Origin of the sequence: Gottfriedia acidiceleris (assembly GCF_004138285.1) — a bacterium.
GTDB lineage: Bacteria > Bacillota > Bacilli > Bacillales > Bacillaceae_G > Gottfriedia > Gottfriedia acidiceleris_A.
Window position 1 is genome coordinate 321,484 of record NZ_SCFN01000004.1, and the last position, 24,748, is coordinate 346,231.

Consider the following 24,748-nt stretch of genomic DNA (forward strand, 5'->3'; position numbering starts at 1 on the left):
ATCGAAAGGATAATGAAATGATTTTACGTTTACTTTCTACTTACTTTTTTTCATTAGAATATCTATTACTCTATTTAATCGTTTTATTCATATATGAATCAAAAAATCAACTGCCACCTACTTTGGCAATCATTTGTATTTTTATGATTGGAACTCTATTTTTACTTTACTCATTAAGAAAAACTCAAGTATCACGAGTTATTCCGTTTCTAGCAGCCATTATTTCTGGAGGAATCAGTTACACTCTTGGCTTAAATTCCGTTACATCTATTTTATGTGCTAGCTTTATATATTTTCGACTTGATGCTTTTCTTAAAGACACTTCGTTATGGATCGAAGAACGAAATAAATTACAAATCACTTTTTATTTAACGAGTTTGGTAGTCCTCTTTTTCGGCTGGACTTCACATTATTCTTATATGAACTTGATATTATGGATAATAATCATTTTTACAATTCTATTTAGTTTAGGTAGATACTTTCAGCAAGCAGTTACTACACAAACAATTAAAAACTATCGGGGTATTATAGGTTCTATTAGTATAGCAGTCCTGCTTACTGGTATCATATCTTTAATATTACCTATCTTAAAGTGGGCGATTTTTAAATTACTAGACGGTTTATTTAGTACAGTTGGTTTTTTAGGAACCCCTTTCTTTAACTATGTAGATCACATCACTCTTAAAGAGAAAAAAATTAAGCTAGGTCAAAATTCAAGCGCTGAAGATAAACTTCCACAAAATATCCGTAATCACCATTACATTTTAGAGTCGACTCCTACTTGGGTATGGATATTATTACTGATAATCGTTTTACTCGTAATTTGGCTAGTCATCAGAAAACTTACTTATATACGTAATGAAAAACATACTGACAGGCAAGATTTCAGCATTGAATATAATGCAATACCAGAACATAATAGGAAAAAAAGACGCTTTTTCAAACACTCTGCCCCAACAGAGCAAATCAGAAAACTAATCTTCCAACTCCAAAAATATGCATCTAAATACAAGATGGGTCGACACCCAAATGAAACATTAAAAGAATGGTTGGAGCGAATACAAATATCGAATGAAGATGAATTAATCAATGCGTATAACTCTGTACGCTATGGTAAAGGTGAAATAAAGGATATTGAGAAATACGAAGAACAAGTGAAAAGAATCAAGGAAAGGATTAAAAACAAGAATAAGGAAGAAGATTAAGAACAGAGTGAAAACCCAAACCTTGTACTTAACTAGTAATGTTCGTCAAAGCAAACTGTTGATATTTACTTACGCATAAGTGGGTCATGAGTCAACACGCTAAAAAACACAAACCTATGCTTAACTTAGGTTTGTGTTTTCCTTTATATACCCTTGCATTTAATTCTTATTATATACTTTCGTACCAATTGTATATTTTTCAATATTTTTCATGTGCGGATCATATCCGATCCCCGGTTTGTTTGGTACGGTAATCATTCCATTTTCTACTGTTACTTCAGGTTCGATAATATCTTCAGCCCAATATAATGAAGATGCAGCTGTGTCACCTGGCAAAATGAAGTTAGGTAATGAAGTGATCGCAATATTATGGGCTCTTCCGATTCCTGATTCTAGCATTCCACCACACCATAATGGAATTCCATTTTCCTGGCATAGATCATGTATTTTTCTGGATTGAGTTAGTCCTCCAACTCGACCAATTTTAATATTAATAATTTTGCAGCTTTCTAGTTTTAGTGCTTTTCTAGCATCTTCTAGTGAGTGAATACTCTCGTCTAAGCAGATTGGAGTATTCATTCTTTTTTGTAAATCTGCGTGATCGATAATATCGTTGTATGCAAGTGGTTGTTCGATCATCATTAAATTATAATCATCTAATGCAATTAATTGGTCCATATCAGATAATGTGTATGCTGAGTTAGCATCCGCCATTAAAGGAATAGTTGGATAAACTTTTCGTACTTTATCGATCAGTTCAATATCCCAGCCTGGTTTTATTTTTAATTTAAATCTTTTATAGCCTTCTGCAAGTCGGTTTTCGATAATTTTAAGTGTAGAATCGATCGAATCTTGAATCCCAATGCTTACTCCTACTTCGATTTCCTTTTTAGTTCCACCTAACGCAGTTGAAAGTGAAATATTTTCTTGTTTCGCATAAAGATCCCAAATTGCGCCTTCTATGGCAGCTTTAGCCATATAGTTCCCACGAATATGTGAAAAATACTTTTCGGAAAGTTCGTCTGGATGGTTAATATCATTATTTAAAACGATTGGAATTAAATAATCTTCTAGAATATGCCAGTTTGTTTTTAAAGTTTCTTCATTATATAGTGGATCAAGCATAGCAACAGATTCAGCCCAACCTGATATACCGTCTTCGCTTATCGCTTCTAATAGAATAAACTCACGATCATACTCAGTACCAAAGCTTGTTGTAAATGGATGCAATAAATCTAGCTTCATATGGCGTAATATTACTTTTTTAATTTTCATTTACGAACTCTCCTTTATATTACTTTTCTATTTTGTCAGTACATAAAAATGAACTGGCATTTCTGATTCTGCATTCTTATAAAATCCAGTAACTTTCCATCCGCTTTGAAATAATTTTTTAAAGGACTCTCTAGTAAGCATTCGCCACTGGCTTGCAATTTTTATATTCGTTTCTCTAATTGTTCGGAAATCTTTTGGTACCGCAACAAAGGCTAAATCGTTAAACACATCAGTATCGTTTTGAATCGGTATTGGTAATCCGTCATTGTTTTCTTCCCATTTAATGAGAGAATTTTTAACTGCTTCATCTAATTCAAATGGTCTCAAATTCTCCTTTTCTTCTTCCCCTTTTGCAATATACCATTCAACTAGAAAACGGTCAGATGGAATTCCACTATTTAATAAGTCTTCCATTTCTCCATAGCAGTTTTCAATATACGTATTACAAACTCCACCTAACTTAGAAATATTTAAATATCCATTTGCTGTTTCTAATGGATCATAAGTCCAAGTAATCAGTTTATAGCCGAGTTTAAGAGCTTCTTCTCGCTGGGCAATTTTAAGCAGTTTTCCAATCCCTTTATTGCGAAACTCTTGATCAATTCCAAGCATATGAGAACAAAGATAAATATTTTGTCCATCATAGCCAGGAAAACTATATTGAAATCCAATTATTTTATCTTCAAAATATGCACCTAAAACTAAGCCGCCATTTTTTGCAGCTGTAATTGTTTGATGTATTGGAATCGAATCCTCAAAACCCCAAATTTTAGATTCTAGTTCTCGTACCTGCTCCATTTCTTCGATGGAATGGAGAACACGGAACTTAATTCCTGTATTAACTTCAGATTGATTCAGTTTGTTTAGCACATAGTTCACCTCTTCATTGTTCTTGTTCTGATGCTAATAAAATTGTTTGAGTTAGAATTTTCGCTCCATAATGAAGTGCTTCTAAATTAAAACTCATATGAGGATGATGTAACCCCGGAGTTAATCCACATCCTAAACCGACCATTGTAGCAGCAATTTGAGGATATTTATTTGTATAGAAATGGAAGTCCTCACCTCCATTTGAAATGCATTCAGGCACTACGTTTTCATGTCCGATTATTTCAGAAATGGCTCTTTCGGTAATTTTTATTGCCTGCTCGTTTTGTACGGCCGCTGGAACAAACTCTTCCATAGACCACGAAATCTTAGCTTTTGTTTCAATCATCGTTTCCTCAAAAACGTCAACTGTACGCGCGTTTAATTGATTCATAATGTCATTTGTTTGCGCTCTAACATCAAGTGAAAACTTCACCGTTTCTGGTATCGTATTTGATGCTTCATTTTCTGTTTGAATTTGGGTCATTTTAATTGAATGAGGGATATCTGTATTTAAATTTATTTGCTTTAATTTATTAACTATTTCAGCAGCTACTTCAATCGCATTAATACCATCTTGTGGCCTTGATGCATGAGCCTGAATTCCTCGAATTGTACCTTTAATCGTTTCAGCAGAACCATGTATGATCACTGGAGCTGCCTTTTGAAAAGGTACTTCCCTTTCTGGTCTTAAATGTACGCCAAACAATGAAATGACATTGTCTAATGCACCATCTTCCATCATTTGAAGGGCTCCTTCACCCTTTTCTTCGGCTGGCTGGAAGATAAATCGAATCGTATGTTTTGGCTTTATACCACTTGCAGAAATCGCCAACGCTGCATATAAAACCATCGTACTATGAGCATCATGACCACATGAGTGGTTTGCCATTACAACACCATCAACTTCTTGAACAAGTGCATCCATATCAGCTCTTAGCGCAACAACTGTATCATATTGACCTTTAATTTCAGCAATAAATCCAAAATGATTTTTAAACGTTTTAATCTCAACTTCCGAATCATTCAGTCGTTCTCTTAAATACTTTGCAGTTTTTTCTTCTTGCCAACTAGGCTCAGCTAACTTATGTAATTCCCGGTAAGTTTTTAAAATAGATTCTTTATAATAATCTAGATAAGATTGTGGATTCATAAGATTTTCTCCTAACTGTTTTTTCTATTCTATAAACACTTCATAGGTAGAATAAATTTTTTCCAATTTTTGTTGATACATTTGAATTCTTTTTTTGTCTTTTTCATATAATCCAGCAATCACTAAATTTAATAGACTAATAACTGATGCGATTGAGTTAGAACCACTTTCCACATTTTCTTCTGTAGTTAGAACAATATCTGCAATTCGACCAATTGGTGATAATAATCGATCAGTAACTGAAATTAAACTTACTCCATTTTCTTTCGTACATTCTGCAATTGTTAGTGTTTCCTTTGCATACCTTGGGAAAGAAAATGCAACAACAACTGATTTTTCTGTTAAATTACAAAACTTTTCATAAAAGTCACCCGCTGGAGAACAATACATTACGTTCCCTCTAATTGAACTTAACGTATTCGAAAACCAATACGCAGCTATATGGGATACACGATGACCAACTATTAACACATGATCAGCGTCAATAATTGCTTCAACAGCTTTTGAAATTTCTTGAATATTCGAAGGTTGTAATAAGTTTCTTAAAATATTTACTTCATTTTCGATAATTTTTGTAAAAGTATTTTGACCTTCTACATTTTTTATCTCTTCTTTTTCTTTTATATAATCGGCTTTATTTAAATGAAGAAACTCATTTTGAACACATAACTGCATATCACTGAAGCCTTCAAATTCGAGTGCATATGAAAGACGAATGACCGTCGTTTCACTTACATCAACTTTTTTTCCAATTTGATAAGCAGTTTTAAAAGCACACTCCTCAAGATTTTCAATCATATAAGTCGCTACTTTTTTTTGCCCTGGTGATAATTGAGAAAATTTTTCCTTAACTAACAATTTAAAATTAGGTCGCTCCATTATTTTTAATCCTTCCGCCACTGAAGTTTATCCTTCATTTATTTTAAATGTTGCAGTTAATACTTCTTTTTCTAATACAATATCATATCCCTAAATCAGGAGCAAGGAAAAAAAAGGTAAGTTATTCTGCTTTTAACCTAATAAATATTTGTAGTTAGTAGTTAATTGCCCTTACAATTTACCTCAATTTGAATTAACTAAAATAGGACTACTATTCAAAATTTGAATTCGGTCAAAAGCCGTAAACGTGTATACAATTAGTTTTCAAATAGGTTTAAAAGTTATTTGTATACCCTAAAACCAAGGAGGGGAAAATTTGAAAGTCTTAATAATCTGGCGTCTCTTAACAGTTGGTGGAGTAAATGCTGGCTGGAGGAATCGTTCAATTTATTTTAAAAAGTTTGGAATTGAAACTGAGTTTCTATACACAACTGATCATGGTGGATTACACATAATGGAAGATATTGCACCAGTCTATTTAACGAAGGACGAAAACGAAATTATTGATATTATTAAAAACAATGCATATGACGCAATCATTGTAGTAGATACGGGATCAGCATATAAGTGGTTACAAAAAGCTAAATATAAAGGTCCAGTTATTGTAGAAGCACGTACGCCCGAGCTCATTAAACTACAACCTCATGTAAAGAAATTCAGATCCATTGAACCTGTTTCTATTATTGTTCCATCAAATTATCAAAAAAGATTAGTTTCCATCTTAACAGATAATATCCCCATTAAAGTAATCTACAATGGTGTTGACACATCATTTTTCCATCCATTAACTCAAGAAGAAATCGCATATACAAATAACCCAATTCTTCCAAGCGATAAAAAAATTGTGTGCTGTATTGGTAGAGTCGATAAACGAAAAAACTGGCCGATGTTAATCGAAATTGCAAAATTGATAAAAAGTGAACGGTCAGATATTGAAATATGGTTAATCGGTGGCGCACAAAGTGTACAACGTGAAGAATTTGCATTGACATGGAAGGATGAAGGTTTAACTGATATCATCAAATGGTTTCCGGTCATTCCTTATCAACAAATGCCTCATGTATACGCAAAAGTTCGTCAATCAGGTGGTTGCACAATCGCTACTACAAAAGTAGAGTCATTTGGTAATACTTTTATAGAATCCATGGCATGTGGGGTCCCTGTTGTTGCTTCTAATATTATGCCTATTTCGGAAATCGTTCTCCAAGGTGAAACAGGTATGCTTTTTCGAGGACATGATGTACAGGATGCTGTAAAGAAGATTTATTCGATAGTTGATAATCAAAAACTTCATCAAAAGCTCTCACAAAATGCCATCAAACATGTTGAGCAAAATTTTGCTATTCAAAAAGTTGCCGATATTTATCGAGAGTATCTTTTAAAAATTGGTAATAGTAAAAATAGTGATGTGATTCAAAATGATTGAACCAGTTTCCTATATTAAAAAATTAGAAGGAAAATCAAATGCTCATTTAATTACTTTTAATGATGGTAGAGATTATGTTGTGAAATATTTTCGGTCTGGATTTGAGAAAACGTTACCTAACGAATGGGTTGCGTATTGCATTGCTAGATTTTTAGATTTACCAGTTCCTTATGCTCAAATCGTTTCTATTCCTGAAGAATTTTCTAAAACAATACCGGATATAGAAATGGAAGAAGTTCAACATTCAAAGTTTCAGTTTGCTTCTTTATATGTACCTGAAACGTTAAATGGGCACCAAGTTGGATCAGTTCCTAGTATTTTAAATAATAATCAGCTTGCTGGAATCATTTTATTTGATTATTGGCTGTGTAATGGAGATCGTACTCGAAAAAACATTTTACTTCGCCAAGAAAGTTTAGATCAATTTAAACTTTGGATCATTGACCATGCTGAAGCATTTGGTTCTTACAGCTGGTTAGTTTCAGAGTTAGAAACTTTGCCTCAAAAAATTATGAAAAGTTCAACCCATCAATTTATGTCCCAATATATAAATAGTGAAGAAGAATTTAATAAACAACTGCAGATCATCCAAAGATTCCCGGTACTGCTAATAGAAGAAATTGTAGAAGTAATACCTGATGATTGGGTATTATCAAAGGAAGACAAAAAGGCAATTGTAGGTAGATTAGTAAATCGTAGAAAAAAAATTCTCCCTTATCTTAAACATAAATTCGTCAAAACGATTTACCGTCCACTACATGAACAAAATGAGTAGAATATTTACTAATAAGATAAAAACGACTTCAATTTATATTGAAAGTCGTTTTTTTCATATTTATAACGTTATCGAATTATGGACGGTTTCCCAACTGGGTAATACTCTATTTTCTCACAATCTCTTACTCTGTCTTCCATAATACAGTTTCTTCCGTCAAAAATAATTGGATTCTTCATTTTATTTAGTATGCTAGGTAAGTCTAGTTCTCTAAATTCTCTCCACTCAGTAACAATAAAAATTGCATCAGTATCAGTTACACATTCATTTATTGAGCTAGCAAACGTAATATTGTTACCTAGAATTTTTTTTGCGTTTTCCATTGCAACAGGGTCATATGCAATGACTTCTGCTCCTAATTCTGTTAAAGAATTTATGATATTAATAGAAGGTGCTTCTCTCATATCGTCAGTATCTGGTTTAAAAGATAATCCTAGACATGCAATCTTTTTCCCTTTTAATATACCAAATCGTTCAATAGCTTTCTTTACGAGCAATTCGCGTTGAAAATTATTGATTGAAATAGTTTCCTTTAGAAAACCAAATTCAACCCCATTTAACTCGGCTGTATGCAATAATGCTTTAACATCCTTTGGGAAGCAAGAGCCGCCATAACCTATTCCAGCATATAAAAATGCTTCTCCAATTCGTTTATCTTTTCCCATTCCTCTTGCCACATCTTCAACATTTGCACCGAGTACTTCACAAAGATTTGCTATTTCATTTATATAACTTATTTTGCTAGCTAAAAATGCATTGGATGCATATTTAATCATCTCTGCACTTCTAATACTAGTAATTAAAATTGGTACATTTAATGGTTTATACATTTCTTCAACAATTCTAGCAGACTCTTGATTATTGCTACCAATAATGATTCGATCTGCTTCCATCGTATCTTTTATTGCAGAACCTTGTCTAAGGAACTCAGGATTTGATACCACGTCAACTACAATATCTTTACTGCAATTTCGTTGAATAATTTCCTTTACGTTTTCATTCGTTCCAACCGGAACCGTGCTTTTAATAGCAACTATTACATCTTGTTTAATATTTTTCGCAATATCAATCGCTGCACTTTCAAGATAGGATAAATCTGCTGCCCCATCTTCTCTTTGAGGGGTACCTACTGCAATTACAATAACTTGAGCATCTTCTAAGCCTTTATCATATGAGGTTGTGAAAAATAATTTTCCTAACTCTATATTTCTAGTTATTAATTCTTCTATTCCTGGTTCATATATTGGCGAAATACCTGCACATAAATTATTAATTTTAAGTTCATTTATATCAATACAAGTTACTGTGTGACCAATCTCTGCTAAACAGACTCCTGTTGTTAAACCTACATAGCCTGTACCTAATATAGAAATTTTCAAGTTACTCCACTTCCTGAATCTTCATATTTAGAGCATTATCTGATATGACCTCATTTAAAAAAGCAATCACTTCATCTTTTATATCTTCTCTATTAATCGCAAAATCAATTGTAGCCATTATAAATCCGATTTTATTTCCGATATCATATCGTTTGCCTTCGAAATTATATGCTAATACAAATTGATTTTTATTTAGTTCATTAATCGCATCGGTTAATTGTAATTCACAGCCTTGTCCCACTGAAATTTTTGTTAAAATATCAAAAATTTCCGGAGTAAGAACGTAACGGCCCATAATTGCATAATTAGATGGAGCATCTTTCAATTTTGGTTTTTCTACTAAACACTCAACTTGAAATAGATTTGCATTTTTATCGTAAGTACTTTCTTTTTGTTTAATAACGCCATATTTACTTACATCTTGATCAGGAACATTCTGAACAGCAATAACTGGAGCATTATATTTCTCGTAAACATTAATAATTTGCTGTAAGCAAGGTGTTGTAGACATAACAATGTCATCCCCTAACAAAACGGCAAACGGTTCATCTCCTATAAAACTCTTAGCACATAATATTGCATCTCCTAATCCTTTCGGTTCCTTCTGACGCACATAAAAGATTTTCACCATATTGGATATTTTCTGCATTTCTTCCAATACAGTTAGCTTGTTTGTTCGAGATAATGATTCTTCTAATTCATATGATTTATCAAAATGATCCTCGATTGCTCGTTTGCCTCTACCACTAATAATAATGATTTCTTCAATGCCAGAAGCTACAGCTTCTTCAACGATATATTGAATAGTTGGTTTATCAACTATAGGTAACATTTCCTTAGGCAACGCCTTCGTTGCCGGCAAAAAACGAGTCCCGAGACCAGCAGCGGGAATAATAGCCTTGCGGATTTTCATTAAACTTGCCTCCAAACATTTGTTCATTATACTTTATATGTAAATGAAGGAGGTCTTGTCACCATATATACCTATTATGTTTAGAAAGTTTATAACTTAAAAACTAGGTTTTTTTTAACCTGCAGTTTATTTAAATAAGAACACTAGAACAATCTATTACAAGGAAATATTTGTAGGAATTCATGTACTTATATAAATATATTTGAAAGACTTTTTGTGTTATTTGAACTAGTTTTATGCTATTGGTTCCGTGTTTTGTTATTAATTACTTTTAGTCTGACATACATTAGGCGATTTGAAGATTAATTGAGCCGTTTTAAGCATTATTTAAGACAGATTTATCATCCACGGTAATGTCATTCATTGCACCAGGATAAGCGTAAATTAGGATGGTAAGGCTTATTAAACCAAGTTTGCCGTTCATGGTATTCGCATTCATTATGCAAGTTTTAGCGTTAATTTAGTCGGCTCAAGCATTAATTAAGCCAATTTTGCCGTTCATGGTATTCGGATTCATTAAGCCAATTTTAGCGTTAATTTAGTCAACTCAAGCATTAATTAAGCCAAGTTAACTTTAATTACACAGAGTCCACAAAGTGTTCGTTTTATACGTTGCTCTCGTCTTAAAACCCATCATCAATTATTTCAAACTAAAAAAAGCTATCTCAAAAGTCCTTAAACTTATGAGACAGCCTTTTTCTATTAAGACATTTTCCAAAATATGAATTTTTATAGATTTCTATTTCTATTTCTATATAATTCAATGACGCTAGGAAATCTCTTTAATTGAAAAGGTTCAGAATTAACTTGATTAGATAGATTGTTAGATCTATTTTCTACTCTTCTTACTTGATTAGAGTATGGTTTTGAATTTGAATTATTTGTGACCTGATCAGTTACTCTTCTAATTCGTCTTAATACCCTTGGATTCTTATTAGAATTATATTCTTCATCTCTTGGAACTAATTTAGCTTTTTCAACTAGGACTTTTTCCATTGGTTCTGTTTCAATCTGAGTTAGAGTTTCTGATTCTTCTACTTTTGATTCAACAGTTGGCTCTTTTACTTCAATGATTTCTGCTTCCGGTTGTTCGTTTACTTCAGCTACATTGTTATTAGTTTCAATCAACTGTGTATTTTGTACTGCAGTTTTAAATAATGTTTGAGGTTCATATTGCTCTAATTGTTCTGTCGAAATTGATGAAGCATATTCAGTTTGGCTCCATGCAGAAAGAATTTCATCCGCTACACGACTCCATAAATATTTAGTAACTGCAAGTTCTCTACCTTTTATTCCCATATTCTTCATTAGCGTTTTGTTTGATAATATTTCTGTGATTTTGGTAGCGAATTCATTTGGATCAACTGGATTTTCTACGATTAATCCATTCTCACCTGGAATAATGACTTCAGGATTTCCCCCTCGAGCAGTTGTTACAATTGGAAGTCCAGCTGCCATTGCTTCATAGTGAACCCTTGCAAGTGGCTCTTGCCATAATGAAGTACATACAAATAAATCGGCTACTGCAAACCAGTTGTGTATTTCAAAAGGTGATACAAACCCTGTTGTAATAATCGGTACATCTTGCTTTTTTGCTATAGCTCGAATATAGGCAACATAGTCCGTAACATTATTTTGACTAAACCAATTGCTTCCTACGATGACTAAAGCTAAATCTTTGAAGGTTTTTGAAAGTGTTGGCAAAGCTCTTATTAGACGGTCTACACCTTTGTTTTCTGAAAGTCTTCCTGCAAATAAAATAACCGTTTTATTTTCTAAGCCAAACTCTTTTCTAAGTGTATTTCTCGTACTAATCATTTTTGAATCATTTCCAGGTAAGAAACGGTCAGAATCAACACCTGAGTAGATCGTTCTGATTTTATTTGCACTTTGAGGATAAAGTTCACGAATTACATTTCCTACATAATCACTTACAGTAACAATACTGGAAACTTCTTCTAATACTAAATTCGCTTCATCAACAGCGATTTTCCCAATATTAAACATATCATTATGCATGCTTAATGTGATTTTTGATTTTGGTGCTACTTTTCTAATCGGAAGGACAAGACGTGGTCTGTTAAAAATGTGGATTAAGTCAAATTGATTTTCTTTAATGTATTGAACTACGCCTTCACGATATAGTTCTAATACTTTCCCCGGCACACGAACATAATGAACACCGTCGATTGTTTCTTCATCTGGTAATGTTGGATCATTAACACCTAATACTGTTATATCGTGTACTTTACTTAAATAAGGTAAACTTCCTGCAATATAAGTCTGAATCGCACCACCTAAAACTGGAGGTACTGGTAGGTTTTCTGTACATACCATTAATATTTTCATTCTTTTCCACTCCAGTCGTTGCGAACCTCATTCAATGTTGCCCACTTTGACTGCTCTAAGTCAACGATTGATTGAATTAATTGTTTAGTAGTCTCGCCTAAAAATAATTCTGGTTCATAAAGTACTTCTTTAATGTTTTTATAAAATTCATTTGGCATTGAAAAATCAATCATTAATACTTCATATAATTCTGGTGAAATTGGATTTGCTTCGTGATATGCGTTAATCATTTCCCTTACCCATGTAGCATCCCAAGCGAATAAATCAGACATTGTACCAGATATCAATTTTCTAAGATCACGAATTGGCAAATCATATGCAACTCCATCTAAATCAATGATCCACATTCCATTTGGACCCATTTGACCATTGGACCATCCGTAATCTTGGTGAACTAAGCCCCAGCTTGCGTTTCCTTCATTCACCAAATTAAAGTAACTCGAATTGTTTAGGTCTTCCATGCTCTTTCTTGCTTGCTCTTCAAATGTATCTACTACATTTAATAAATCCTGACTAGCAGGCATTTCTTCATAAGCCAAGGCAATTGTTCTGAACCAATTCATTTTGTTATATATTTTTTCATAGCTTTTTGGCCATTTGTGCAATCTTGATGCAATTTCTGCTTGAATCGGTGGTTCATAGCCTTTACTTAATCGATGAAACTCACCAAGAGCATAACATAACTGCTTAGCACCTTCTAAATCTTTAGAAACTGGTGCCAACTCTTCAATCCATTCTGCAACGAACCATAGCTTTCCACCAGCTTCTACATATTCCTCACCATCTCTAGTTCGAACAATTGCTGGGACTCTAGCCTGTTGAACCTCAACTAAATACTTCTGAGCCCCTAAACTAAACATACTTCTAGTAGGTCTTCTGTGTAAAAGCTTAAAACTTTTTGGACCATCGTTTGTTTCAATTTTCCAAATTGCTCCGCCTTTGTCAGCTTTCGTCGTTATTACTTGCATGCTATTTACTTGAAGGTCATAAAATTTAAGTACTTCAAGCCCAATTTTTTCAATATATTCAGGCACATAGAATTCATCATGAATAAGCTCATCGACAATCCATGGCTCAATTATTATATTATTCAATTTCTCCCTCCTACTTTTTAGAGCCCATAAAAAATTCACATTTCTTTTTAATGAAATGTAATAAATAGTTGCTATTTACTTTATTGCCCTAATATTTAGACCTAATGTAATAATATGATTTTGTCCAATTATTGTGAGGGTATATGTGTATTCTATTAAAAAAGTATTTTCCCTAATCTAGTTATATACATATTTCTATTTGTATTCGAACTTTGTCGTTTTCTCCATCATATGATATTCCAACCCTTGTTAGATAAGGAGGTTTTTAACATTAAAAAAGTAGATACTATGCGCATCTTAATTACTGGATGTGCCGGATTTATTGGATTTCATCTAAGCAGGCGCCTATTAGAACAAGGTTTTCAGATCATTGGAATTGATAATCTAAATGATTACTATGACAGACGTCTAAAATTTGATAGATTGGAGCTTTTAAAGAAATATGATCATTTTAGTTTCATAAATGGCTCAATACATGAAATGGAACTACTAGAAGAACTCTTTGTACAATATAATTTCGATCTAGTCATTAATCTAGCAGCACAGGCTGGGGTGAGATATAGCTTAGAAAATCCAGGGTCATATATCCAATCAAACCTTGTAGGTTTTGCCAATTTATTAGAGTGTTGTAAAAATCATCAAATTAAACACCTCATATACGCCTCTTCTAGTTCTGTTTATGGTAATAATAAAAAAACTCCCTCTTCAATTAATGATCGAGTTGACCAACCAATTAGTTTATATGCAGCCACAAAAAAATCAAATGAATTAATGGCATATTCATATAGTCATACTTTTAATCTACCTACTACTGGATTACGTTTTTTTACGGTCTATGGGCCATGGGGTAGACCAGATATGGCACTATATAAATTTGCTAATTCAATCACTAACGGACAACCGATAGATGTTTATAATTATGGAAATATGAAACGAGATTTTACTTATATTGATGATGTAGTTGAATCAATTGTAAGAATCATTAAAAATGGGCCACCAAATGAATCCTCCTCGTATTATAAACTTTATAATATTGGTAACCATAGCCCAGTGAACTTAAATTATTTTATCGAAGTTTTAGAAAAGCAACTTGGAATAAAAGCGAATGTTAGACTATTGCCGATGGTTACGGGGGAAGTACTTGAAACATATGCCGATATTGATCAACTCGTAAATGATATTCAATATAGTCCAACTACTTCAATTGAAGACGGTATTGCTAAATTCGTTGACTGGTTTAAGGAGTATAAAAAGATAGACTAATAACTTATGTAAATAAGGTAACAAATGAAAATAACCACAAGATTGTAATTTCCCTTGTGGTTTATTTGTCTAATCTAGGTGATTTCAAGACGAAGATGAAAGCAAAATATAAACAAAAATAACTACTTTTCAAGCAATGTTCACAGCTTTTTCAATAATTTATATATTTAGTTTGCATTCATATAGCTATTCAATTTCAATAAAAAAGAAACCTCAAAGAATTAGTATCTTTAAGATTTCAAAATAAATTATTATTGAATGCCTAATGCACTCTTAACCGTTTCTAAAGTTTGAGATTTGTATTTCTTATTAGGTGTTGGTGCAAATTTAATTGTTGGATTTTGCATTAAGTAATTCTTTTCTACATAAGCCATATCCTTTGCATCAACAACACCATCAAAATTAATATCCGCTGCACGTTTATTTGTTCCCCAATAAGTTTGGATGTAAATTGCATCCATTACGTCGATTACATCATCTTTATTAACATCCCCTGCAATCGCTGGATTTAATTTATAGTAAAGATTTTGATTTACAACTTTTCCATCTTCATGGAAACCAATTGTAAAGTCTTTGTGTACTGTAAAGTGACCTGGGAAATCTAATTCTAGCTCATATTGGTCATCAGTCAATGGTAGATTTTGAATCTGGAAAACCGATGGAGAATCATCTTTACCATTGTACACAGTTCCATTTGAACTTGTTGCTTTTACTTTAACACCTAATTTTGAATAATTAATTCCTTGAGTTGCTGCTCCATTTGGATCTAGGAAAGCTTCAGCTCTTTTACTACCTCGGAACATAGAAAAAGTTGGTTCTGTAAAGAAGATTCCAGGATTACCACTTGAAACTGCTTTTGTCGTATTATTCGTATCTGTGACAGTAACACTCGACATATAAGCTGGCCATATCTCAGGCTGCGGAGTATATTCAGTGCCCATTTTGAAAGCGATATCCGCTAGTTTTAAGTCACCATTTAAAGGAGCTACACCATCTTTTGTCGTAATTGTTACGGTCGCTTCATTTAAATTTCCACTCCATACTTTATCTTCAACTTTAACATTAACTTTATCTGTCAAATTTGGAGTTGGAGTAATATTCATTGTTGCAACATCTGAGTAATGATAGAATTTATAAACAGCTTGTTTTACATCATTTGCTTTATTTAAATTCAACGTCGCATGAACGGTTTCACCCGTTTTCGCAATACGTTTTTCAGGCTGCATATAACCGTAAGTTACATCATCACGTACGACGAAAATCTCTCTACCTTCTTTAAATGTCTTATTTGATGCTGCATCTAACGCGTAGAATGAAAGTAACATAGCTCTTGTCGGATTTGTTGGAATCGTAGCAGTAAACGTTCCATCAGGATTTACAGGTACTGCTATTGCTCTTCCGCCTAATTGATCTTGATAATATAATTTTGTACTTCCTTGATTAAAGTTCATACCAAGTTTTTGCATTTCTTCTGTTTCTTTATCATAAACAGAACCAGTAATCGTTACGCTCGCTTGTCCATTTTTATATTCAAGTACATCAGGAGCATTCACTGTCATTTTTGGAGCCGTGTTATCAAAATAGAAATCGCCTTCTGATGTGAATTGTTTACCTGCATCATTTGTACCAATAATTTTCAGCTTATAATAACCTGGTTTCGCTATATCTGTGTCATATGCGATTGGTTGATCTTCATCACCAGTGAATTTGTAGTAATATCCATTAAATATTTGTGATACACCGTAAGTAATATTTTCGTCCATTCCTAAACCGTCCATTGTACCAATGAATCCAATATCTTGGCCTGTTTTTCCATCTTCAAGGATAACATCTAACGTACGCATATGAGATTTAATACTCATATATGCATTTGTATAAAGCAACTGACCAGCATAAGCTGAATCAAACACTTGAGTAAATGCTTGAGGACTCATCGCAACTGAACCCATACCCTCTTCCACTGTTTTAATACCAAACGGAACTTGGAATGTTTCTTCAGGATTATCATGATTCGTATACGTTACAAATCCTTCGTAAATTCCTAATTTCGCTGATTTCGGAACTGAGATTGCTACAGTTGATTTCTTTTTCGAATTTGCACCAACTTTAATTGACTTATCCGTAACAATCATAACGCCATTATCGTCAGCGTCTAATGAACCTCGACGATTTTTTTGGAATGTTACTTTTACGTCATACGTTTTTGCTTGATTACTATTGTTATAGATATTTAGTGAGCGTTGATCGCCAATATTTTCACCAGCAGGAGTAAATACACCAAATGCAAGTGCACCTGTTAGATCCTTAACTGTTTTTAAATTACCCTTTTTATCAGAGATGCCTTTTGTTTCATCCACAACTTCAATTCTAGTTTTTGAATGAATTGCTTCATATGGATCAACTTGTCCAGCACCAGATTCAAACACGCTATAGTCTCCGTTTAAAGGATCAGCTGTGTTCATTAAAGTTTCTTTAATTTCCGCTGGTGTTAAATCTGAATTTGCTTGTAATAATAATGCAGCTACTCCAGTTACGTTAGGCGTTGCCATTGATGTACCAGATAAATTGTCATATGCATATTGATATTTTCCATTTTGATCTGCTCCGTGCATGTAAGATGGAACAGTTGAGAAAACAGCAACACCAGGAGCCGTTACTTCAGGTTTTATATCATAAGTAATTCGAGCTGGTCCACGAGAACTGAATGAAGCTAATTTACTTCCTTCATCTGTTACTTTTCCCATTTCGTCAAAAGAGAACGTTGGAGTAGTACCAAGTTTTGAAATCATAGCAGTTGCTTGTTCGTATGACATTGTAAACGTCGGAACTAAACCATAGCTTGCACCTAAGTAAGTTGGAATAAATCCTTCATTTGCAACATTATTCGTAATGATGACTGCAACAGCACCGTGATTTTTAGCAAACTTTATTTTATCGACTAGTGCAACTGTTCCTCGGTTTACTAATGCAATCTTTCCATTAACATCAATTGATTTATAGTCAGCATCTGCACCAGTATTTGGTACTTTAACAATCTGCAGATTTCTTCCTTTTAAACTGTCAACATTGTCGCCGAAGCCTTTGCCTAATAATTTTAAATCAGCAGCTACGTCTGTAGTCCCATGTAAAGTACCTTTTGACGTTGCAATCTCTGTCTTTGTATCGTTAGCACCAACTGTTATTGCTAACGCAGATGCCCCAGGTGCACCTAAAGTGTACATTCGATCTCCAGCATTTCCCGCTGCTACAACTGCTGTGACACCTGAAAGTACGGCATTATTTAATGCAAGACTTTCGATATTCTCTGGGTCATTCGAGTTACTACCTAGAGATAAATTGATAACGTCCATTCCGTCTGCTATAGACTTATCAATGCCTGCTAAAACATTTTCAGTTGTCCCAGAACCATATTGTCCTAACACTCGATAAACATATAAATCAGCATCAGGCGCAACACCAGTTACAGCATAATCCGTATTATTTTTACCGCGTCCAGCGATAATTCCAGAAACATGTGTCCCGTGCTCTGTGTAAAAAGTTGATCCACTAAGACTTGTTTCTGCAAGACCAGATTTTTTCCAATCGTCGTATGTTGTTTCCATCGGGTCTGCATCATTATCGACAAAGTCCCAGCCTTTTACTGAGTTCGGATTGATTGATTTTGGATCTACTCCAGTTTGTGCACGATAGCCTTTATAAGCATCTGTTAAATCTGGATGATTATAGTCAATACCAGTATCGATTACCCCTACTTTGATTCCTTTTCCAGTTAGTCCTTCATCATGAAGTTTATTAATACCTGGGAATACTTCAGTTGCTACCTTGCTTGTATCCTGTGTACCTTCTGCAGCTTTAGGCGGTTCTACTTGAATAACATTATTTGGCCACACAGCTTTAACAGCATTCGATTTTAATAATGACTTTACTTTATTTGCAGGAAGTTCCATCGAAACTCCATTTAAAGAGCTTGTATATGTACGTTTAATTTTATAAACGTTTTTATTCTCTTTTAAGTCATCTTTATAAATTGTTTGTAAATCATTTTTAAATGTTTCTTGAGCCGCATCTGCTTTTTGCTCCGCATCTGAAAGTGATAAACTATTTCCGTTTGCTGCTTCTTCAATTACTGCAACTTTTGCAGGCTTGTCTTTTAATTCAACGATTACTGATAGATTTTTAGAACTCTCTAAATCTACCGAAGAAGGTAACTGTAATCCTTCTTGACTAGCAAGCTCTAATTTTTTTAAAGCTTGGCGTTGCTCTGGTGAAAGTTTAGACAGTACTTCTTCAATAGAAGATTGCGCTGCAGCCTTTACTAAAGGTGTATGATGTTTAACTGGAAATGAGCTCAAAATAACACCAGTACTTAAAGTTAAAATTGCTGTACTCTTAATCAAACGATTCATCTTGCTTTTCTCTCCCCCAACTTTATAATGTTCCCTTTCTAATTGATTATAAGTCGAGTTTATGGAATTTACTTTTTTAAAAATTCTGTCAAATGAAAATATATTCTTTCGAAATTTAGCAAAAAAAAGAAGCCCAATTTATGGGCTCATGGCATACGTATTACTTACCTGACTTTTATCGTCACTTAACATTTGAATATAATCCTCATTTAATTGATCTGTTAAATGATCTCTATAGTGCCAAATTGATAATAAGCAAATTTTAAATTTTTCTATTATTCCTGCATTCTTTACTTTTCTTGCTACTTTTATTAATTCTTTTAACCCTTCAATATATTGCTTATTTTCACATTTTAAAAGAGATTGTGCGTAGCAGAAATCCAAATACAATTGCTGTTTATACAAATTTGAGCTATTTGCCATTTCATTAATTACTTTTTCATGTAGATTGATTAACGCTGAGGCATCTTCCAATCTACCTAATTTTACAAAGGATTCTATAATTCGTGGAATGCCTACATATAGATCATCTCGGTCTTTAATCCAGTCATAGTATTCATCAACATAATGTAATTCGTCAAAATCAAGTAATGTAACATAACGATTACCTATTGCAGCCTCTGCAAAAAAATCATTTATCTGACCATATTTATTTATGATTTCAAGAACTTCATCTAAAGAATTACTTAATCTATTTAAAGCGAAGCCTTGGTATACTAACGCATAACCAAAATGTCTTTCATTCTTTGCCATTTTTTCTAATCGCTTAGCATAATGAAGGACTTTGTCCCATTGTTTTAACATATAGTACGTAGCCGTAATCCACAAAATTGTTAATTCCTGAAAATCATCTGGCATATAGCTCACATATTCTAGTACATGGACAAGCGTAGCTGGTCCTTCCTCTGTTAATCTATTTAAATAGTATTTTCTAAAATAACTAATAGCTACTTCCTCTGCAGTTTGATCTGGCATGTGATGAATAATGATTTCATATAAAGGCAAAGCCTCTTGCTCTTTCCCTTCAGCAAATAACTTTTCAGCGATTTCAAATAAATTTTGTAAATTCTTAGTACGAATTGTCTTAGATTTTTCTTCTAACATTTCTGAAATGATAAACCTTAATTCTTTTTTAAATCCATTTATTGCACATTTATAAATAAACGCTACACTTCTTCGTTTATCTAAATATCGATTCTGATTAAAGCATAATTGTGTATAGCTCGAGTAAAAATATCCTTCTGCCAAACCGAACGCTTCCGTAATGGCATCTAAATAATGCAAAGAAAGTGGCTTTTTATTATTAAATACTCTACTAATATCACTAATATGGATTCCAGAATATTTAGCTAAATCAGCTTTATTCCAATTTTTGTCATTCATTAATGTAAGAAAATCATATAGAAGTATCTGATTCATAAGCTTTCCTCTCCATACTTGGTAATAATCTTTCAATTCATCGTTTCCGCCATTTTGTCTAGATAAAAAAATGGACATTTAGGTAATATTGCACGTGATCTATTAGGTTAATTATACTATTTTGTCCTTTTTTTAAAATAGAAAATATTCAATTAGTTAATTAAATTTAATTAATTAAATAAATACTGTTTCATTATTTATTGTTTTTATTTCAGTTTGTATATTACTTTTCCTGCCCTTCTGCATTCTTTTCCTATAATGGGAAATAATACCTTTATATTTTATTAATATTTTACCTGAGGATGATTAAATTGTTCAAAAAGATTATTTCTTTTATTCCTGAATATCCAATTTTTATACAAGCTTTTGTTACTTTTATCGTTCCTGTAGGTTTATGGAAGTTTTTTAAATGGGTTCATTTTATGGAGAAAGAGTGATTTAAATGAAGCGGTGGAGGTCCAAACTAAATCAGGAAAATGCGGTATCTCTAAATGATGAAGCTCAAAATAGTAATGAGAATTTATCCAGTGATCTCCAAGTTAATTTGGATCGGATGTTTAATGAAATTGGACATAATTCTGATGTTAAATTTAGAGAATTTTTATTAGGTGAAACAGAAATTCAACTTGCAATTATTTTTATTGAAGGTTTATCAGATACTGAGCTAATTCAAAGTCATATAATGAGCGAGTTAATGGCTGGACTTTCTGCAATTGCAAATGAACAAAAAACAAATGGATTCTCTCTAAAACAAAATGAAATTAAAAAATATATTAAAGAGCAATCACTCGCAGTTTGTACAATTGAAGATGTTAATACTTATAAAAAATTAAAATCGGGAGTACTATTTGGTTCAATTGCATTATTAATAGATGGTATATCTGAATGTTTTTTAATCGGTGAAGCATTAACAAAATCAAGAGATATTAAAGAACCAGATTCAGAAGCACTAGTACGTGGACCAAGAATTGGCTTTGTTGAAAACTTATCTGATAATACAGCCCTGCTTAGGCGTTCCGGAAAAACTCCAGATTTATCATTTATAGGATTTGAGATTGGAGAAGTATCAAAAAAAGAATTAGTAATAGCGTACATTACAAATCTTGCTGATTCTAAACTTGTTGAAGAAGTAAAAAAAAGAATTAAAAGAATTGAAATTGATGCAGTCCCAGATTCAGGTTATATTGAACAATTAATTGAAGATAATTACTTAAGTCCATTTCCACAAATTCAAAGTACAGAACGACCAGATCGAGTTATGAGTGCATTAATGGAAGGTCGAGTTGCCATTTTATTAGATGGGTCACCATTTGCATTGATAGCCCCTGTAACATTTCAAATGTTAGTGCAATCACCTGAGGATTATTATGAGAGATGGGCTGCTGCTACATTGGTACGATTATTACGCTATCTTGCTTGTTTTATTGCTTTATTTGCTCCATCTTTATACATTGCATTTATTTCTTTTCACCAAGGCTTAATCCCGACAAAACTAGTATTTCATATAGCAGCTACTAGAGGCGGGGTACCTTTTCCTCCATTAATTGAAGCATTAATAATGGAAATCTCAATCGAAGTATTAAGGGAGGCTGGACTACGCTTACCTAAACCAATCGGGCAATCTTTAGGAATTGTTGGAGGGTTAATTATTGGTCAGGCCGCAGTTGAAGCAGGTATTGTTAGTACAATCATGGTTATTGTCGTTGCAGTAACGGCAATTTCCTCATTTACATTGCCACAATATAATGTCGGAATTGCCCTTCGTATGCTTCGTTTTTTATCCATGCTTTTTGCAAGTGTATTTGGTTTATATGGAGTCATATTATTTTTCCTATTAGTATGTAGTCATTTAGTTAAACTCAAAAGCTTTGGTGTCCCTTACCTAAGTCCCGTTGCTCCAGTTCGATTTAGTGATTGGAAAGATTTCATCGTAAGAGCTCCTTTATTTATGATGAAAAATCGACCTAAAAGCTTGCAGTCAAAAAGAACAAGAAGAATGAAATAGAATATGAAAGGAGGAGTACTGAGTTATGAATTCAGAGCCAATTGATCGTATATCAGCACATCAAACTGTGATGCTAATAGTAAATTTTATTTTTGGTGCAGGTATTTTATTATTACCAAGAACGATTACTGACAAAGTAAGAACGCCAGATGGTTGGATTTCCGTTATCATATCCGGCTTGATCATTACCCTCTTAGCCTTTTTGCTAGTTATGCTATGTAAACAATATCCTAACGAAACATATTTTCAATTCACTCAAAAAATAATTGGGAAATGGTTAGGAATTTCATTAAGTGTCATTATCATCATATATTATATTTGCCTTTCAGCTTTAGAGGTTCGGGTAATGTCAGAAACGACTAGATTGTTCTTACTACAAGGTACTCCTTCTTGGGCTATTTTAATTCCCTTTATGTGGGTGGGTTTATATCTAGTTCTAGGAGGGATTAACCCAATAGCTAGAATTTTGGAAATTATTTTTCCAATCACTGTATTATTCTTTCTATTAGTTATTTTTTTAGGAATAGGAATTATTGAAATTGATAACTTACGTCCTGTACTAGGTAATGGTATTAAACCTGTTCTTAATGGACTCAAAACAACTTCACTTTCTTTTTCAGGGTTTGAAGTAATTTTATTTATCTTTATGTTTATGAATGATAAAAAGAAAGTGTCAAAAACCATTCTATTCGGAATAGGTATTCCATTTGTTTTTTATACAATAACGGTTGTTGCAGTAGTCGGTGCTTTCTCGGTAGACGGTGTTTTATTGCAAACTTGGCCCGTACTTACTTATATTCGCAGCTACGATATACAAGGTCTATTTGTAGAAAGATTTGACTCATTACTCCTAGTTATTTGGATTATGCAAATTTTCGCTACATTTATCATTGCATATTATATTTGTGCCATGGGAATGGCTCAAATTTTTAATAAAAAAAGTATGAAACCGTTTCTCTTTGGTACATTACCATTTATTTACATTATTGCAATGATTCCTAAAGATATAAATCAAACTTTTGTACTGGGTGATACAATCGGAAATGCTGCCTTTTATTTATTTGGGATTATCCCTCTTCTCCTACTCGTAATTTCTTTTGTGAGGAAAAAATTAAATGAGAAAATGTAGGTATATGAGGATTTTAATAAGTTCAGTTTTTAATATAAGTCTTATAATTTTATTATCGGGATGCTGGAGTAGTAAACCAATTGAGGACTTAAACATTATAGTAGGTTCTTCTATAGATAAAGATGACAACGGTAAATTAAGATCGACTCTTCAATATGTTGTTCCTGAGGCAATGACCACAAAATCAGGTGGAGGAGTTCCCACAAAACCTTATATAAATGTGATCGGAGAAGGCATTTCTTTAGAACCTTCTGGATGGGAAACAACTTTAAGTAGGGAAGGATACATTTTTGGAGCGCATCAAAAATGTGTTGTAATTAGTGAAGAACTTGCTAGAGAAGTAAACCTACGTGAGTTGACTGATTTGTATTTCCGAGATATAGATATTCGAGGGAGTACTCTAATCTTCATTTCAAAAGGCAAAGCTACAAAAGCACTGGAAACGAGTGAACCAAATGTCATCCCTTCATTACGGATCGTTGAAACTGCTAATGAATCATTGACTTCAGAAATTGTCAGTAAAACACCATTAATAAAAATAGGTGGATTAATGAACTCTGGCTCTAGTTTCCTCCTCCAATTGTTAGAAACTACAGATAAAGGAGCTAAGTTCTCAGGCGGTGCAATTTTTAACGGTAAGAAAAATAAAATGATTGGTACTATAAATACACAAGAAGTAGAAGGGATTAATTGGATCACTGCTCAAGGTAGAGGCGGAGCAGTTAAGGCTTACACAAAGAAATCCGATGGTCCGACATGGTTTCAAATTGAAACGATGAAAAGTAAGGTGACACCTCATATAAAAGGTGACAAAATCTCTTATGACGTAAAAATTGAGGCTGAAGGTAGAATTGCAGAATATTGGAATCCTAAATTAAGACCTTTATTTGAAGAGAAAAATGTTAAAAGAATCGAAAAAGCAACTGAAGAGGAAGTTACAAAAATAGTAGAAAATGTAACAAATAAACTTCAAAATGAATATAAATCAGATGTTGCTGGATTTGGAAACGAAGTAAGAATTCAATACCCAAAAAAATGGAAAAAAATGAGTAAAAATTGGGATGAACGATTTAGTAAAGCTAAAATAAACTATGATGTTCATATTACGATCAAAGACTATGGAATGATTGGAAAGAAAAAAAACAAATAATAAATAAAGCTCGAATCCATAAATTAAAAGGATTTGAGCTTTATCATTTTAAGATTTTCGT

Annotated in this window: 17 protein-coding genes; 7 read left to right on the forward strand and 10 right to left on the reverse strand. The window is 33.0% G+C overall.

Annotated features, from left to right (window positions below; all coding sequences use genetic code 11):
• Positions 1-17 precede the first annotated feature (17 nt).
• Positions 18-1,205: a hypothetical protein gene (locus EP747_RS08195; RefSeq protein WP_129689412.1), complete on the forward strand. Its 1,188-nt coding sequence runs from the start codon at positions 18-20 to the stop codon at positions 1,203-1,205.
• 159 nt (positions 1,206-1,364) lie between these two features.
• On the opposite strand, the gene menC is transcribed toward EP747_RS08195, so the two are convergent.
• The 4 genes from menC to EP747_RS08215 are packed head-to-tail and all read right to left on the reverse strand — an operon-like array spanning position 1,365 to position 5,400.
• Positions 1,365-2,480 carry an o-succinylbenzoate synthase gene (gene menC, locus EP747_RS08200; RefSeq protein WP_129689414.1) on the reverse strand — a complete coding sequence of 372 codons (1,116 nt, stop codon included), beginning with the start codon at positions 2,478-2,480 and terminating at the stop codon, positions 1,365-1,367.
• A 27-nt stretch (positions 2,481-2,507) separates the two neighbouring features.
• On the reverse strand, positions 2,508-3,350 hold the full coding sequence (locus EP747_RS08205; RefSeq protein WP_235832788.1) for a GNAT family N-acetyltransferase: 843 nt from the start codon (positions 3,348-3,350) through the stop codon (positions 2,508-2,510).
• Positions 3,351-3,363: 13 nt separating this feature from the next.
• A complete protein-coding gene (locus tag EP747_RS08210) occupies positions 3,364-4,500 on the reverse strand; it encodes an amidohydrolase (protein WP_129689415.1) in 1,137 nt (378 codons plus the stop codon).
• A 24-nt stretch (positions 4,501-4,524) separates the two neighbouring features.
• Positions 4,525-5,400, reverse strand: a complete 876-nt coding sequence (locus EP747_RS08215; protein WP_235832789.1) for a MurR/RpiR family transcriptional regulator — start codon at positions 5,398-5,400, stop codon at positions 4,525-4,527.
• A 295-nt stretch (positions 5,401-5,695) separates the two neighbouring features.
• Here EP747_RS08215 and EP747_RS08220 point away from each other — a divergent pair, with 295 nt between their 5' ends.
• Positions 5,696-6,805 carry a glycosyltransferase family 4 protein gene (locus tag EP747_RS08220; protein ID WP_129689417.1) on the forward strand — a complete coding sequence of 370 codons (1,110 nt, stop codon included), beginning with the start codon at positions 5,696-5,698 and terminating at the stop codon, positions 6,803-6,805.
• Complete coding sequence (locus EP747_RS08225) at positions 6,798-7,580, forward strand: HipA family kinase (protein WP_129689419.1); 783 nt, start codon at positions 6,798-6,800, stop codon at positions 7,578-7,580. Before EP747_RS08220 ends, EP747_RS08225 begins: the two co-directional genes overlap by 8 nt.
• A 68-nt stretch (positions 7,581-7,648) precedes the next feature.
• Here the strand turns inward: EP747_RS08225 and EP747_RS08230 are convergent, their stop codons facing one another.
• The 4 genes from EP747_RS08230 to EP747_RS08245 form a co-directional block, all read right to left on the reverse strand.
• On the reverse strand, positions 7,649-8,959 hold the full coding sequence (locus EP747_RS08230) for a UDP-glucose dehydrogenase family protein (RefSeq protein ID WP_129689421.1): 1,311 nt from the start codon (positions 8,957-8,959) through the stop codon (positions 7,649-7,651).
• A 1-nt stretch (position 8,960) separates the two neighbouring features.
• Entirely contained in the window at positions 8,961-9,872 is a 912-nt protein-coding gene (galU, locus tag EP747_RS08235) for a UTP--glucose-1-phosphate uridylyltransferase GalU (RefSeq protein ID WP_129689422.1), read from the reverse strand.
• Between the two features lie 729 nt (positions 9,873-10,601).
• Positions 10,602-12,221, reverse strand: coding sequence for a glycosyltransferase family 4 protein (locus EP747_RS08240; protein WP_129689424.1), 1,620 nt, complete (start codon positions 12,219-12,221; stop codon positions 10,602-10,604).
• Complete coding sequence (locus EP747_RS08245; protein ID WP_129689426.1) at positions 12,218-13,315, reverse strand: CotS family spore coat protein; 1,098 nt, start codon at positions 13,313-13,315, stop codon at positions 12,218-12,220. The genes EP747_RS08240 and EP747_RS08245 overlap by 4 nt, the downstream gene beginning before the upstream one ends.
• Before the next feature lie 288 nt (positions 13,316-13,603).
• Here EP747_RS08245 and EP747_RS08250 point away from each other — a divergent pair, with 288 nt between their 5' ends.
• Entirely contained in the window at positions 13,604-14,578 is a 975-nt protein-coding gene (locus EP747_RS08250) for an NAD-dependent epimerase (RefSeq protein ID WP_129689427.1), read from the forward strand.
• 251 nt (positions 14,579-14,829) lie between these two features.
• Here EP747_RS08250 and EP747_RS08255 read toward each other — a convergent pair whose 3' ends face one another.
• Positions 14,830-18,984 (reverse strand): S8 family serine peptidase, encoded by a 4,155-nt coding sequence (locus tag EP747_RS08255; RefSeq protein ID WP_129689429.1) that lies wholly within the window; start codon positions 18,982-18,984, stop codon positions 14,830-14,832.
• A gap of 138 nt (positions 18,985-19,122) precedes the next feature.
• A complete protein-coding gene (locus EP747_RS08260; protein WP_165346914.1) occupies positions 19,123-20,403 on the reverse strand; it encodes a helix-turn-helix domain-containing protein in 1,281 nt (426 codons plus the stop codon).
• A gap of 442 nt (positions 20,404-20,845) precedes the next feature.
• Here EP747_RS08260 and EP747_RS08265 point away from each other — a divergent pair, with 442 nt between their 5' ends.
• From EP747_RS08265 to EP747_RS08275, 3 genes are read left to right on the forward strand one after another with little or no spacing between them, the layout of a single operon-like run.
• On the forward strand, positions 20,846-22,408 hold the full coding sequence (locus EP747_RS08265) for a spore germination protein (RefSeq protein WP_129689433.1): 1,563 nt from the start codon (positions 20,846-20,848) through the stop codon (positions 22,406-22,408).
• A 25-nt stretch (positions 22,409-22,433) separates the two neighbouring features.
• Positions 22,434-23,537 (forward strand): GerAB/ArcD/ProY family transporter, encoded by a 1,104-nt coding sequence (locus EP747_RS08270; RefSeq protein ID WP_129689435.1) that lies wholly within the window; start codon positions 22,434-22,436, stop codon positions 23,535-23,537.
• The gene (locus tag EP747_RS08275) at positions 23,524-24,687 is read left to right on the forward strand and encodes a Ger(x)C family spore germination protein (RefSeq protein WP_129689437.1); all 1,164 of its coding nucleotides are present in this window, start codon (positions 23,524-23,526) and stop codon (positions 24,685-24,687) included. The genes EP747_RS08270 and EP747_RS08275 overlap by 14 nt, the downstream gene beginning before the upstream one ends.
• The last annotated feature ends 61 nt before the right edge of the window (positions 24,688-24,748 follow it).

Coding starts and splice junctions, on each gene's coding strand:
- EP747_RS08195 (WP_129689412.1), top strand. CDS start 18: ATGATTTTACGTTTACTTTCTACTTACTTTTTTTCATTAGAATATCTA.
- menC (WP_129689414.1), bottom strand. CDS start 2,480: ATGAAAATTAAAAAAGTAATATTACGCCATATGAAGCTAGATTTATTG.
- EP747_RS08210 (WP_129689415.1), bottom strand. CDS start 4,500: ATGAATCCACAATCTTATCTAGATTATTATAAAGAATCTATTTTAAAA.
- EP747_RS08225 (WP_129689419.1), top strand. CDS start 6,798: ATGATTGAACCAGTTTCCTATATTAAAAAATTAGAAGGAAAATCAAAT.
- galU (WP_129689422.1), bottom strand. CDS start 9,872: ATGAAAATCCGCAAGGCTATTATTCCCGCTGCTGGTCTCGGGACTCGT.
- EP747_RS08240 (WP_129689424.1), bottom strand. CDS start 12,221: ATGAAAATATTAATGGTATGTACAGAAAACCTACCAGTACCTCCAGTT.
- EP747_RS08250 (WP_129689427.1), top strand. CDS start 13,604: ATGCGCATCTTAATTACTGGATGTGCCGGATTTATTGGATTTCATCTA.
- EP747_RS08255 (WP_129689429.1), bottom strand. CDS start 18,984: ATGAATCGTTTGATTAAGAGTACAGCAATTTTAACTTTAAGTACTGGT.
- EP747_RS08260 (WP_165346914.1), bottom strand. CDS start 20,403: ATGAATCAGATACTTCTATATGATTTTCTTACATTAATGAATGACAAA.
- EP747_RS08265 (WP_129689433.1), top strand. CDS start 20,846: ATGAAGCGGTGGAGGTCCAAACTAAATCAGGAAAATGCGGTATCTCTA.
- EP747_RS08270 (WP_129689435.1), top strand. CDS start 22,434: ATGAATTCAGAGCCAATTGATCGTATATCAGCACATCAAACTGTGATG.
- EP747_RS08275 (WP_129689437.1), top strand. CDS start 23,524: ATGAGAAAATGTAGGTATATGAGGATTTTAATAAGTTCAGTTTTTAAT.